Raw genomic sequence first — 14,280 nt, forward strand, 5'->3', positions numbered from 1 at the left:
TTATGACATTTGCATTTGTTTTTCCTGGTCAAGGATCTCAATCAATCGGAATGATGGGCGGTTACACCGGATTACCTGTCATTCAGGAGACTTTTTCCGAAGCTTCCGAGATACTGAAACAGGATTTGTGGTCCCTGGTTAATAATGGCGCCGCCGACGATCTGAATTTTACCGTCAATACGCAACCGGTCATGTTGACTGCGGGCATAGCGGTTTATCGCGCATGGACGAGTCTTGGCGGTGCAAAGCCAGCCATCATCGCGGGGCACAGCCTGGGTGAATATACTGCTTTGGTAGCGGCGGAAGCTTTGAGTTTTGCCGATGCATTGGCATTGGTGCGCTACCGGGCGCAAGCTATGCAACAAGCGGTACCGGAAGGTACCGGCGGCATGGCGGCAATCCTGGGGTTGGACGATGCGATCATCGAAACAATCTGCCACGAAATCACCACGCAAAGCAATGGTCAATCATTAGAACCGGCTAATTTCAATTCTCCAGGCCAGATTGTCATTGCCGGGCATATACATGCCATTCAACAAGGCATCGAACTGGCAAAAGCGAGGGGGGCCAAAAGAGCGATTATGCTACCGGTGAGCATTCCTTCGCATTGTTCGCTGATGAAACCGGCCGCCGAGCATATGAAACAACAACTGGAAAAAATAACGCTACAGTCGCCGCACTTGCCCATTCTGCACAATGCCGATGTAAAATCGCATTCCGATCCAGCAACGATTAAAGACATATTGGTGCAACAACTCGTCAAACCGGTGCGCTGGGTCGACACGATCCGGGCTTTTGCCGTCGCAGGAGTCACGCACGTGGTTGAATGCGGACCGGGAAAAGTGTTGGCTGGATTAAACAAACGTATTGATCAAAATTTGCAACAGCTCTCGCTGGCGGATAGTGAAGCCATCAAGCAAGCTGCCAATCAATTAAAGGCAATGTAACCAAATGAATGTTAATTATAAATCGTCATGGCTCTGTTATTGATGGAGAAGTGATATGGAAAATAGAGTAACGTTAATTACAGGCGCCAGCCGCGGAATAGGACAGGCGGTGGCGCTCAAACTAGGTCAACTGGGTGCTATCGTTATCGGTACGGCAACGACCGGAAACGGCGCAAACACAATCAATCAATACTTGGAGAAAGCTGGCATCAAAGGGCTCGGCATCACTTTAAATGTAAACGATGCTGATCAAATTGAAAATAGCATGCAGCTCATTCGTGAAAAATTTGGTGATGTGGAAGTATTAATTAATAATGCCGGAATCACGCGCGATAATCTGCTCGTTCGCATGAAAGATGAAGAATGGGATGACATCATAGAAACCGATCTGAAATCGGTATTCCGTCTGAGCCGCACGGTTCTTCGTGCAATGATGAAAGCACGTTACGGCCGCATCATTAATATTTCATCGGTTGTCGGCGCGATGGGGAATCTGGGGCAAACAAATTATGCGGCGGCCAAAGCAGGAATTTTTGGATTCAGTAAATCGCTGGCACGTGAAGTTGGCAGTCGCAACATCACTGTCAACTGCGTCGCTCCGGGCTTTATCGACACCGACATGACCCGTTCGCTGGCCGATGCTTTTCAGCAAAACCTGATCCAGCATGTTCCCTTGGGAAGGTTGGGACGCCCTGAAGAAGTTGCATCTGCCGTTGCGTTTCTAGCCTCGGCAGCAGCCGGCTATATCACTGGCGCAACCCTTCATGTTAACGGTGGAATGTATATGGATTAGCATCCTGGTGCTACGATCCTATAGCAATAACAGCACACATGTTGCAGTGTTGTTGAGATTGAAAATTTGTTAAAATAACCAAGTTTATCTTATCTGAGAAGGAAATACCTAGATGGAAAATATTGAACAGCGTATCAAAAAAATTGTTGCTGAACAGCTTGGCGTCAACGAAGCGGAAGTCAAAAATGAATCATCTTTTGTCAATGATCTTGGGGCTGACTCACTTGATACTGTTGAACTGGTAATGGCATTAGAAGAAGAATTCGAATGTGAGATTCCAGATGAGCAAGCTGAGAAAATCAATACCGTCCAGGAAGCTATTGACTACGTCACAGCACACACCACGAATTAGTTCTAATCTCTTCATAAGAATATTCAAGCGGAGTCATTTTGTCCAAACGCAAGGTAGTAGTAACCGGCCTGGGTATAGTTTCGCCGGTAGGCAGCACGATTTCCAGCGCATGGGATAATATTATTTCAGGAAAATCCGGGATTACCCGGATTACCCATTTCGATGCATCAGCTTTCGCATCCCAGATTGCCGGTGAAGTGAAAGATTTTGATATTCATCAATATCTCTCGGTTAAAGAAGCGCGGCGGATGGATATTTTTATTCACTATGGCATGGCTGCGGCCATACAAGCTGTAAAAAATGCCGGTATTGATGATATCTCCCATCTCGACCCTGAAAGAATCGGGGTCAATATCGGTTCAGGCATCGGAGGTTTGCCGATGATTGAAAATACCGATAGCGCGTATCATGCCAATGGACCGCGAAAAATTTCCCCTTTCTTTATCCCTAGTACGATCATCAACATGATTGCCGGCAATTTATCCATTATGTATGGTTATAAAGGGCCTAATTTGGCGATTGTGACTGCGTGTACAACTGCGACACACAGCATTGGCAATTCCGCTCGCATGATTGAATATGGCGATGCCGATGTCATGGTTTGCGGTGGTGCGGAATCTTGCGTTACCCCGCTTGCAATCGGCGGTTTTTCAGCTGCAAAAGCTTTATCAGTGCAAAATGACCACCCTGAAACCGCAAGCCGTCCTTGGGATAAAGATCGCGATGGTTTTGTACTGGGCGAAGGCGCCGGCGTTTTGGTTTTGGAAGAAATTGAACATGCCAAAAAACGCGGCGCTAAAATTTATGCCGAGCTTGCGGGCTTCGGCATGAGTGCGGATGCCTTTCATATGACCGCACCATGTGACGATGGTGAGGGTGCCGCACGCTGCATGTCCAATGCGCTCAAGAATGCAGGCATTGAGATAACAGAAGTCGATTATATCAATGCGCACGGCACCTCAACACCATTGGGAGATATTGCTGAAACGATCGCGGTTAAGCGCTGTTTCGGAGACCATGCCAGCAAGTTGGCTGTTAACTCCACAAAGTCCATGACAGGTCACTTACTGGGAGCTGCCGGAGGCGTAGAAGCGATTTTCTCGGTTCTGGCAATCCATCATAAAATTGCACCGCCTACTATCAATCTGATCAATCAAGACCCGCAATGCGACTTGGATTATATTCCCAATACTGCCAGGGATATGAATATCAAAGTTGCGTTATCAAATTCCTTCGGATTTGGTGGAACCAACGGAACGCTTGTTTTCCGAAGCGTGTAATCTTATTCATTCGGAGCATGCACACGCTAAGACGCCTCCTTTATACTAGCGTGCTTATAGCCATGCTGTTTGTTGCATGGTTTTATCTTCATGTTCATTCGAGTATCACACTCTCGACGATCCCTTATGAATTCTCCGTTCGAGCAGGCAGTAATCTTAAGCAGATCGCACAACAATTAGAGGATGACGGGATTATCCTCAACAAATGGACTTTCATTCTGCTCGCACGTTACCTGAATCAAGAGTCCGCAATCAAAGCGGGTGATTACCTGCTCAATGAAAATATTACCCAATTGGCGCTTCTGAGTTACTTAACTTCAGGCGATGCCAAACGAAATGCAGTAAGATTCATTGAAGGCTGGACATTTGCGCAATTACGGCAAACTCTAAACGAACACCCGTTCATAAAAAAACTCACGGCCGATTCGAGCGAGCAAGAAATACTCCGTTTGATCGGCGCTTCCGAAACAGCAGCGGAAGGAATATTTTTCCCGGATACTTATTACTTTCTGAAAAACAGCAGCGATATCGAGATTCTGCAACGCGCTTATCGCATGATGCAAAAGCATTTGCAATCGGAGTGGGCATCTCGCGCCGAATCTTTGCCGTTAACCACACCCTATGAAGCGCTTATTCTTGCATCGATTATAGAAAAAGAAACCGGTATGGAAAGCGATCGCGCCGAAATAGCCGGCGTGTTCATTAACCGATTACGTCAAGGCATGCGATTGCAGACGGATCCCACTGTCATTTATGGCTTGGGTGAACAGTTTGATGGGAATCTGCGTAAAAAAGACCTTCTTACTGATCAAGCCTACAACACCTATACCCGTTCCGGTTTGCCGCCCACACCTATCGCCATGCCGGGTCTCGCTTCCATTCACGCCGCACTGAATCCTGCAGAAACCGATTCTCTCTATTTTGTTGCAAAGGGCGATGGAACTTCGCATTTCTCTACAAACCTAACTGACCACAATAAAGCAGTCAACAAATACCAGAAACAACAAAAATAAAATGATGCCAACAATTCCTAAACTCGTCCGTGGAACTACATGACCGATTTCTCCATCGTAGTACCCACACTCAATGAAGCCGAGAATATTGATTCACTTGTAACTCGTCTCACCGCCCTGGACCTTGCGCCAGATACATTTGAAATTATTTTTGTGGATGATGGCTCCACCGACGGCACGCCGGATAAAGTGCGAAGTTGGGCCAAGCAGTCCAACGTCCGCTTAATCGAACGGCGCGAAAAACCCGATTTAACCGGTTCGATCCTGGCAGGTGTTGCAGCAGCCAATAGCAATGTCATTGTCGTTATGGATGCGGATCTGAGCCACCCGCCCGAACAATTGCCGGATATTGTCGCACCGGTATTGAACAATTCATTCGATGTCGCCATCGGCAGCCGCTATATTGCTGGCGGAAGAATCGAGAACTGGCCGCTATACCGCCAATTGCTATCACGTGTCGGGGGTTTGATTGCGCGCCCCATCAGCGATGTCAATGACGCCACCTCCGGCTTTTTTGCATTCCGCCGGGAACTGGCAAACAATATCTCAAACCATGCGCGCGGTTACAAAGTCTTGCTGGAACTGTTGATGGCCAACCAAGGTAAAATTCGTGTTACGGAGATACCCATCTGCTTTAGCGACCGCACGCGCGGCGCATCAAAATTATCATTTTCCCATCAACAGGCATACATTCAACGCCTGATCACATTAGCCGGTGGCACCGCCTCGCTCAATACCGCAGGCCGGTTTGCAGTGGTAGGATTATTTGGTGTCATCATTGATGCTTTGATTTTTCAATGGATGATCAGCCGTGATGCCGGCCTTGCCATGTCGCACTTTGTCAGTTTCTTCGTGGCCGCCACCACCAACTACGCTTTCAATTCCAAATGGTCTTTCCGGGACCACCATGCGGGATATTTGCACTGGCATCAATTCGGCCGTTTCCTGACCGTTGGTTTGCTGGCATTATTACTGCGCGGCGGCGTTCTGGCATTGCTGGTTTATGTCTTAAAGGTTCCACCCGCGCTAGCAATTTTTCCGGCGATTGCCGCCACCGCGATCGTGAATTATCTCGGTTCCGCCTTTTATGTCTTCCCCGATCTAAAGAATCCGCCATCCATCGATATCCAATGGCGCACAGCGGCCATTGGCATTGTTCTATTCGCGGTATTGCTGCGCTTGGTTTATTTCGGCTTGGCTCAACTCATCCCGGATGAAGCTTACTATTGGCAATATGCGCAGCACATGGATCTCAGCTTTTACGACCACCCGCCCATGGTCGCCTGGTTGATTTGGCTGGGTACGTCGATTCTGGGCCACAACGAATTTGGTATTCGGATCGGCGCACTGCTCAGCGGTCTGATCGCGATGAGCTATTTATATGCCATGGCGCAGAATTTGTATGACAAATCGACCGCGATGCGCACGATGCTGCTGCTGGTGATACTACCATTGGGGTTTGGCTCGGGTTTCTTAATGATCCCGGATGCGCCGTTAATAGCCGCCTGGGCAGCCACGCTCTATTACATGGAACGCGCGCTTGTTGCGGAGCAGCGTTCTGCATGGCTCGGCATGGGGATTGCTTTTGGCCTCGGACTGTTATCCAAATACACCGTCGGATTATTGGGAATCGCCGCACTGGCATTCGTAATCATCGATCCAACCGCGCGCCGCTGGATGCTGCGCCCTTACCCTTATTTAGCTTCGCTGCTGGCACTACTGTTGTTTTCACCGGTGATACTGTGGAATTATGAAAATGATTGGGCGTCGTTTGCTTTTCAATCCCATCGAGTACTGTCGGATCGTTACCAGTTCGCCATTCATCAGCTATTTCTTCACATGATCGTCTTACTAACGCCCATTGGTTTCGCCGCTGCGGCACTCGCCTTGTTTTCAATCAAGAAACCGGCCGATCGGCCATTGGAACGTAGACAACACTTATTTGTGCAGATTTTTACCGGTATCCCCTTAATTATATTTGTGATAGCAAGTATCACGGATGCGCCGCGATTTCATTGGACCGGTCCCATCTGGCTGGCCATTTTACCCACCATCGCCTGGATGATTGGCCATGGCGACCAACTCGGCGCCATTGGCAAACGCATCATTAAAGGCTGGCGGCTCACGATCGCCACTTGTATTCTGGCCTATGCGTTTGTATTGCACTACGTCGTCTTGGGAATACCGGGCATTCCCTATCATTTATTCACCGAACATTATTTCTGGCGGGAAACGGCCAATGAAATTACTCAGATAGCGGCAGATGTCAGGAATCAAACCGGTAAAGAACCAATCATTGTCGGTATGAGTAAATGGTCTGTAGCCAGCGCACTGGCATTCTACATCCATGGCGACGCGGCACTGGATATCCGCTCACGCAACATGTTCGGCGATAGCGGCGCCATGTATGAATACTGGTTCCCCTCACAAGCGCCGGAGGATCGTCCGATTATCCAGGTTGGTATGAAACGCCGGCATTTGGAAAAAACCAGGCAAGGTACCGATCTCAAACCCATGCTGATTCAACCCGGATCCATCGAATACCGTGTGATCGAACGCTACGGCACACCGGTAAGACGTGTCTATTACCGGATTTCGGAAGGATTCAGAGGGGTGGCACCGGCAAACTAAGCTTCAATATTATTTGATCGCATAATCTGCGATCTGCCAGGTATTTTCTGCAATTTTAACCAATGTGACTGTTTCCATTGCCAATCCTTTTTCGGCAAAGGTCGTATAAAACTGCAATACGATATATTCACCGTCCGGAAATCCGGAAACTGATTTGGTTACCCCTGCGGTAGCTATGTAGCGAGCAGTCATTGCCCCCCGGAGGATTCTGATTTCAGTGATCGATTTTATCCATTGCGCTTCGGGAGTTTTTGTTTTAAATAAAGTCGACGACATTTCCCAGCCTTCTTTGTATTGCCCGTCATCCACTAACTTAAACCAAGAGCGCGCTGTACTCTCCACAATTTTCAAAGTCGCACTGTCATCCGCTTGAACCAAGCCGCATCCAAAAAACAGTACCAATAAAAGGAGCCATTGTTTCATTGTTTACACCCTAATTATAATAAACATTTTTCACATCAGACTGTTCAAAAGAACCCTTCGTTACGCATGGGAAAAAACATTTCCGATAATCCAGATCGATGCGATGCCCAGCAGAATTAAAGTCACTTGCTGAATAGTCGCGTGAATTTCCGGGCGTTTATGCAATCCGGGAATTAAATCCGACATCGCGACATAAATCATACTTGCAGTCGCAATCGCCAATAGCGGCTGTATCAGGAAATTCATGTTATGCAATGTAAAGTAAGCCAGAACACCACCGACCAGCGTTGCAAAACTGGATAATAGATTCAGCAGAAACGCTTTACGGCGAGTGTATCCTGAATTCAGCAGAATAATGAAATCCCCGGCCTCTTGCGGAATCTCATGCGCGATGATAGCGATCGAAGTGATGATACCCAATTGCACGTCGACCATAAAAGCAGCCGCAATCAAAATTCCATCAACAAAATTATGAAATGTATCACCGACAATTACCATCATTCCGCTGCGGCCGTGATCGTGCTGATGGTGATGCGATGAGGATGCTTCCAATGCATGCCCATGCGAGGGATCATGCGCTTCGCAATTTTCCAGATGACAGTGCCGCCATAGCACGAGCTTCTCTAAAATAAAAAAAGCCAAAATGCCAAACAATACCGTCATCGACACCTGTACGGGATTGTCGGAGTGCTCAAGCGCTTCCGGCAAAGTATTCAAGAAAGCGGCTCCCAGCAGTGCGCCGATCGCATAGGAAACCAGCAAGGATAACCAGGATATTCTGGCGTTGAGCGCCAAAATGGCGGCAAACGATATACTCAATACGCCGCCCAGCAGGCTGGCAATGACTATCCAGGTAAGCGTCGACATAAAACGAATCGAAAAGGAAAGGCGGGATTATACGCTGTTGCAGCTGACTCGACTCACCCGTTAAGAAATTTTATTCAAACCAGATTAGCGCCGCCATTCGTCCGGTTCCGCCATCGCGCCGGTAAGAATAAAAGCGATTTGAATCGCTATACGTACAAACCCCGCCGCCATATACTTTTGAAATGCCGCAACCATTGAGCCGCTGCCGGGCCAGCAAAAAAATATCCGCCAACCACTTTGCCTGATCGCCGGAAAATTTGGGTTGAAAAGCTTGTACCGCGCGTTCCTCATGCTGCACGAACGCTGCATGAACATCCGCACCGACTTCGAAGTGATTCGGACCAATGGCCGGCCCCAGCCACGCCATCAATTGATGAGGATCCACCTGCATCGCTTCAACAGTATTTTCGATAATGCCACCGGCCAGACCGCGCCATCCGGCATGCACAACACCCACGACTGTTCCGGCTTGATCGCACAATAATACCGGCAGGCAATCGGCCACCATTACCGCACACACGTGTTTTTGCCGGCGGCTGAAGGCGGCATCCGCTTCGGGAATGATGGTCGCCGTGTGTTCAATTTGCACCGGTAACGTGCCATGCACTTGTTTTAACCATTTGGGTTCTCGTGGCAAATGACGCCGCACTATCGCCCGGTTCCGCGTTACATTTTCCAATTCGTCGTTCACATGGGCACCCAGATTCAATGACGCATACATTCCGCGAGCGCCGCTGCTGACACCGCCGTTACGAGTGGTAAAGAGCGCTCTGACATTGTCCGGCGCCGGCCAATCGGGAATGATCCAATCTTCTCTGGTGATCATTTGCACATTCCTTGAAAACTTCTAAAAAATTTCTTTGCTCGATTCACATGATCATTGTAACCAATGAGAAAACCCTTTCACTACCAATTCAGCCTTTAACCGGATATTTCTAGGTTAAAATATATATACCATGAGAAGCGATCATCAATTTCAATGCATAGTGCGCTGATCAGTCAACCCCTTAAAAACCCACAATTGACAATAACAAGCCCGTTATAGGTATAACCAATGAATTATATAAAGAACAACATACTTACATCTTTAGCACGCACCATTGTAACCTTCGTAATATTAATCCCCTTGGCCTATGCCGCAACCGAAGATGAAACCGAATTCCTCAAGGCCGCATTTTCCGGAAAAATCGAGGACATCGCGCAATCCCTGGAGAAAGGCGTTAATGTCAATTATGAAAATGAAATGGGATTTACTGCACTGATCGTCGCTTCCCAATTCGGCCATAGCGATATCGTCAAAAAACTGCTGGAAAGTAATGCTGAAGTTAACCACAAGAATGCAGGCGGCGTAACGGCATTGATCATTGCCACAAAGAACGGCCATGCGGATATTGTCGACATGCTCCTGGACAAAGGCGCGGATATCAATGCGCAAACCACTGACGGCATTACCCCGCTGATGCTGGCTATCCAGAAAGGGCGGGATGCCATCGTCGACACTTTACTGAATAAAGGCGCGGATATCCATCTGCAAACTCAGGAAAAACTCACGGCTTTGCTCATCGCCGCAATGGAAGGTAAAAATTCTATTGTCGATAAGCTTTTGGCCAAAGGAGCAAAAGTTGATGAGCCGGCATCGGACAATACCACGGCACTGTATATGGCCGCCCGGAACGGTCACACCGCGATCGTTGAAACCTTATTGGCTAAAAATGCAGCCGTCGATATCATGGCTGTCAACAACACCACGCCATTGTTTATCGCGGCCCAAAATGGCCACACCGGCATTGTGAATGCATTATTGGCGAAAGGCGCCAAAGTTGACGTGCAAGACCAGAATGAAGCCACGCCATTGATTCTGGCTGCCTTGATGGGACATACCGAAATAGTAAAAACGCTCATCAAGCACGGCGCCGCTATTGATCATAAAGCCACGAACGGATTCACTCCTTTGATTCTGGCTGCGCAGAACGGTCACACGCCTGTCATCGAGATATTATTGGAAAATGGCGCAAAGATTGATTTGCAAAACGACGATGGCGTCACTGCGCTCATGTGGGCAAGTTTGCATGATCACGCCGACTCGGTCAAAGTGCTTTTAGCCAGTGGCGCAAACATGGCGATCAAAAGCAAAACCGGGAAAACCGCCGTTGAAATTGCAAAAGATCCTGCTATTATCGAGTTGCTGCAAACCGCCAGGAAATAATCCCGGATACCGACATGAATGCGATGCTTGAATCCTTGCAATCCAAAAAATGCCAAGTGTTCGCGCATCGCGGCGCCAATCGTGAAGCCATGGAAAATACGAGCAATGCCTTCGATAAGGCATTGCGGTATGCCATCGACGGTATCGAAACCGATGTGCAGTTAAGTCGTGATGAAGTGGCGGTGCTATGGCATGACCGCTTTCTCGACAAAATCGGATTGCGTGACAAGCACATTGATGACTTTGATTATCAACAACTGCGCGCGCTGATCAACCCTGATTCTGCTGACGAAAGTATCATGACGCTGGCGGATTTTCTGCACAACTACCGGCAGCGCTGCCGGTTATTGATCGAAGTCAAAAACCGCGACTGGGAACCGGTCTCCCGTCACCAAGCCAAAATGCGGCAAACACTCGATTTAACCGGTGACGATTCTGATCAGCACGTACTGATATCGTCGTTTAATCTCGCAAGCCTGGAATATGCGCATCAATATCGCGCGGGATTTCCGTTGATCTACAACTTTGAAACCGATCAGACGATCGAAGATGCTCGCAAACTTCTAACTTCGCACACATTTCTGCACGGCTTCTGCTTACCGATCGCTAACACTGATCAAGCTATTGTCGATTTATTGCGTGCTCATGACAAATGTATCGGCGTCTATACCTGCAACAGCGATGCCGAGATCACGAAAGCGCTGAAGCTCGGTGTGAATATTCTTATCAGCGACGTGCCGCAAAAAGCATTGCTACTGCGCAATCAATGAAGCGTGATTTCACCAGCTTATCGAATAAAACCTATGATCTATTGATTTGCGGCGGCGGTATTTACGGCGCCTGGACGGCATACGACGCCGCATTACGCGGCTTAAAGGTTCTTATCGTTGAACAGAATGACTGGGCCGGTGCGACTTCTTCCGCCTCCACGAAATTAATCCACGGTGGTTTGCGTTATTTGGAGACATTTGATTTCCATTTGGTCAAGAAGTCGCTCAAGGAACGCACCCTGCTGCTGCGCCTGGCGCCCCATCGCGTATGGCCGCTGCACTTTGGTGTACCGGTATATGCCCGGCAGCGCATTAACCGGTTGCAACTGAAATTGGGTTTATCGCTGTACGACTATTTGGCGCACGACACCGATCCGGCAATGCAGCATCATTATTTCAATTCCGCCCGGTTATCCGCATTATTCCCTTTTATTAAAGATAACGAATTAAAAGGCGGATTTACTTACGCCGATGCACAAACCGATGACGCACGCTTGGTATTGGAATTGATTGCCGGTGCGCAAAATGCCGGTGCGGATTGTATCAATTATTGCCAGCTGATACAGATCCTGGAAATACAAGGCAAAGCCGATGGCGCAATTGTTCGCGATCAACTCTCTGATAACGAACTAAGAATTCACGCGAAACAGATTGTTTTCACCACCGGTCAGTGGTTGGCTGCGGCAGAACCTAGCCAGGATTGGTGCCGGCTTGCCAAAGGCGTGCATTTAGTCATGCCGCCGCTGCTGAAAGATATTGCACTACTGTTGATGGCACCTTCCGATGGCCGGGTATTTTTCATGATTCCATGGTACGGTCTGACCTTGCTCGGCACAACCGATACCGATTATCAAGGCGATGTCACAAACGTAACGGTTGCGAACTGTGACATCGACTATTTACTTGAAGCCGCCAATCATTACTTAAAAACTTCCTGGACACGATCGGATATCCACGGCTACTTTGCCGGTGTGCGGGTTTTTAAAAAATCTTCGCAGTCCGCCGCTTCCGAATCGCCGTCGGCAGTCAGCCGCGATTGGGAATTGAAATCCGCTCCAAACGGAGTGCATTACGCCATTGGCGGGAAAATCACCTCCGCACGTCAAGATGCTGCCAGCATTGTCGACACGATATGCGCACAACTGGGCATTACGACTCCTTGCGTAACGCACAATCAACTGCTGCCTTGGGCGCCGCGCACCGGTTTTTCCGCTTGGACCACCGACATGGCAAATACAGCGGTAAGTCTTGGCATTGATGCCGAAAGCACGCGATGGTTGTTACGCCGCCATGGCATCCGTACAACTGAAATTTTCCAGCAGATCCGGGTGAAAAAAGATTTAGCGCAACGCATCATTCCGTCGCTGCCGTTTATTCGCGCCGATTTACTGTACTGCGCTGCAACCGAAATGATCATTCATCTGGACGATCTGCTCCGCCGCCGTTTGCCATTGCTCATTCTAACCAAGCTCACCGGCGATCAATTACGCGACATCGCGCAGAGCGTCGCCGCTATTCTGAATTGGGATCATTCACGGCAGACCGAAGAAATCGCGCGTTGCAACCGGTATCGAAAACAACCATGACTGCCGCGATTGCTCTCGACTTGGGCACCACATCGGTCAAAGCGGCATTGATGGATCGATACGGTCAACTCACGCACCTCACGACTCGTTCGGCGCCTGTCATGGATATCCATCAGGGACAGTATGAAAGCAATGCGTTGCACTATGCGGAAACGGCGGAAGCAATACTCGAAGAATGCTTGAGCCGAACCGGACACAGACCGCCGCTGGGTTTATGCAGTCAGCGCTCATCCTTCCTGATTTGGGATAAGACCAGCGGTCAACCGGTAACGCCCCTGATTTCCTGGCAAGATGACCGTGGTTCAAGCGCCTGCGAACGCTTACAAACAACTTCCGACACGATCCGTGGACTCACCGGATTGCGGCTAACGCCTTATTATTTCGGTCCCAAACTGAGTGTGTTATTGCAGGAAAACCCTGTTTGGCGCGAAAATCTGATTCTTGGCAAATGGCTTACCGGTACGCTGGATACTTTCATGATTTGGCGTTTAACCGCCGGCCGGTATTTCGTCACCGATGCATCAATGGCTGCGCGCACGCTGTTAATGGACATCTCCCGATTGCAATGGTCAGATACGCTGTGCCGATTGTTTGACATTCCTCATACGATTTTGCCCGATATCCTGCCATCAATCGGGTTAAATCTGCCTTTAAATAATGGTTTAACCCTTCAGGCAAGCATCGGCGATCAATCCGCTGCACTGATTTCCAGTTTGACGCCGCATACATCCCATGAAGCATTGGTTAATCTTGGCACGGGGGGGTTTGTAATCCGCGCGCTTGCTGCTGATGAACCGGCGTTAAACGGTTACCTGCAAACACTGGTGTATCAAAACAAGCAACGGCAAGCGCAATTTGCCGTCGAGGGCACACTCAATTCCATCGCCTCAGCGCTCGCCCCCTATCCGGTTAGCGAATGCTCTCCTCAAGATCTTGCAGCAACTGATATTTTTTGCTTGGCGGAACCCAGCGGACTGGGCGCGCCTTTTTTCCGCAAAGATTATGGGCTTCATTTTTCTCAGACTTTGGACGGACTCACGCAACGGCAAATTGCCACATTATTGCTTGAAGCGATTATTTTCCGCGTTACGCATATTTTGGAAGAATTTCACCACCAAACGCCATTGACACAAATCTATCTTTCCGGAGGGCTATCCGAATTGCCAATCTTGCAACACGGCATTTCGCAATGCATCCGCATCCCCGTCGCTCATTTGCGCCAAAAGGAAACCAGCTTGCAAGGAACCGCCATGTTAGCCAGCGGCTTGACCATAACTTGCCAGAAAAATGCGGATAAAATTGTTTCTCCTGATACCCATACCGCACTCATCAAAAAGTATCAGCGCTGGAAAAAATGGTTGGATGCATTGCTGGGAATTCGCGCTCATTCGCACTAAAAAGTCTCCCCGCAG

General features: G+C 48.8%; 13 protein-coding genes. 10 read left to right on the forward strand and 3 right to left on the reverse strand.

The genetic code is table 11. The features are described 5' to 3' along the window. Positions 1-2 precede the first annotated feature (2 nt). The 6 genes from fabD (at position 3) to KF839_RS07020 (ending at position 7,016) form a co-directional block, all read left to right on the forward strand. Positions 3-947 carry an ACP S-malonyltransferase gene (gene fabD / locus KF839_RS06995; protein ID WP_292917129.1) on the forward strand — a complete coding sequence of 315 codons (945 nt, stop codon included), beginning with the start codon at positions 3-5 and terminating at the stop codon, positions 945-947. Between the two features lie 55 nt (positions 948-1,002). Then, positions 1,003-1,740 (forward strand): 3-oxoacyl-ACP reductase FabG, encoded by a 738-nt coding sequence (gene fabG / locus KF839_RS07000; protein ID WP_292917130.1) that lies wholly within the window; start codon positions 1,003-1,005, stop codon positions 1,738-1,740. A gap of 112 nt (positions 1,741-1,852) precedes the next feature. Beyond that, complete coding sequence (gene acpP / locus KF839_RS07005; protein ID WP_292917131.1) at positions 1,853-2,092, forward strand: acyl carrier protein; 240 nt, start codon at positions 1,853-1,855, stop codon at positions 2,090-2,092. 38 nt (positions 2,093-2,130) lie between these two features. Then, positions 2,131-3,372, forward strand: coding sequence for a beta-ketoacyl-ACP synthase II (gene fabF, locus KF839_RS07010; protein WP_292917132.1), 1,242 nt, complete (start codon positions 2,131-2,133; stop codon positions 3,370-3,372). A 17-nt stretch (positions 3,373-3,389) separates the two neighbouring features. After that, entirely contained in the window at positions 3,390-4,385 is a 996-nt protein-coding gene (gene mltG, locus KF839_RS07015; RefSeq protein ID WP_416362354.1) for an endolytic transglycosylase MltG, read from the forward strand. 39 nt (positions 4,386-4,424) lie between these two features. After that, positions 4,425-7,016, forward strand: coding sequence for a glycosyltransferase family 39 protein (locus tag KF839_RS07020; RefSeq protein ID WP_292917134.1), 2,592 nt, complete (start codon positions 4,425-4,427; stop codon positions 7,014-7,016). Between the two features lie 9 nt (positions 7,017-7,025). Here the strand turns inward: KF839_RS07020 and KF839_RS07025 are convergent, their stop codons facing one another. From KF839_RS07025 to pgeF, 3 genes are all read right to left on the reverse strand, one after another. Beyond that, positions 7,026-7,439 carry a DUF4019 domain-containing protein gene (locus tag KF839_RS07025; RefSeq protein WP_292917135.1) on the reverse strand — a complete coding sequence of 138 codons (414 nt, stop codon included), beginning with the start codon at positions 7,437-7,439 and terminating at the stop codon, positions 7,026-7,028. A 60-nt stretch (positions 7,440-7,499) separates the two neighbouring features. Further along, on the reverse strand, positions 7,500-8,306 hold the full coding sequence (locus KF839_RS07030) for a ZIP family metal transporter (protein ID WP_292917136.1): 807 nt from the start codon (positions 8,304-8,306) through the stop codon (positions 7,500-7,502). Positions 8,307-8,376: 70 nt separating this feature from the next. After that, positions 8,377-9,132, reverse strand: coding sequence for a peptidoglycan editing factor PgeF (pgeF, locus tag KF839_RS07035; RefSeq protein ID WP_292917137.1), 756 nt, complete (start codon positions 9,130-9,132; stop codon positions 8,377-8,379). Between the two features lie 228 nt (positions 9,133-9,360). On the opposite strand from pgeF, the gene KF839_RS07040 reads away from it, so the two are divergent. Genes KF839_RS07040 through KF839_RS07055 form a run of 4 tightly spaced genes read left to right on the forward strand, consistent with a single transcriptional unit; the run spans position 9,361 to position 14,265 of the window. Beyond that, a complete protein-coding gene (locus KF839_RS07040) occupies positions 9,361-10,512 on the forward strand; it encodes an ankyrin repeat domain-containing protein (RefSeq protein ID WP_292917138.1) in 1,152 nt (383 codons plus the stop codon). A 14-nt stretch (positions 10,513-10,526) separates the two neighbouring features. Then, on the forward strand, positions 10,527-11,282 hold the full coding sequence (locus KF839_RS07045) for a glycerophosphodiester phosphodiesterase (RefSeq protein ID WP_292917139.1): 756 nt from the start codon (positions 10,527-10,529) through the stop codon (positions 11,280-11,282). Next, positions 11,279-12,868: a glycerol-3-phosphate dehydrogenase/oxidase gene (locus tag KF839_RS07050; protein WP_292917140.1), complete on the forward strand. Its 1,590-nt coding sequence runs from the start codon at positions 11,279-11,281 to the stop codon at positions 12,866-12,868. Before KF839_RS07045 ends, KF839_RS07050 begins: the two co-directional genes overlap by 4 nt. Next, a complete protein-coding gene (locus tag KF839_RS07055; protein ID WP_292917141.1) occupies positions 12,865-14,265 on the forward strand; it encodes an FGGY family carbohydrate kinase in 1,401 nt (466 codons plus the stop codon). Before KF839_RS07050 ends, KF839_RS07055 begins: the two co-directional genes overlap by 4 nt. The last annotated feature ends 15 nt before the right edge of the window (positions 14,266-14,280 follow it).

Origin of the sequence: Nitrosomonas sp. (assembly GCF_019635155.1) — a bacterium.
Lineage (GTDB): Bacteria > Pseudomonadota > Gammaproteobacteria > Burkholderiales > Nitrosomonadaceae > Nitrosomonas.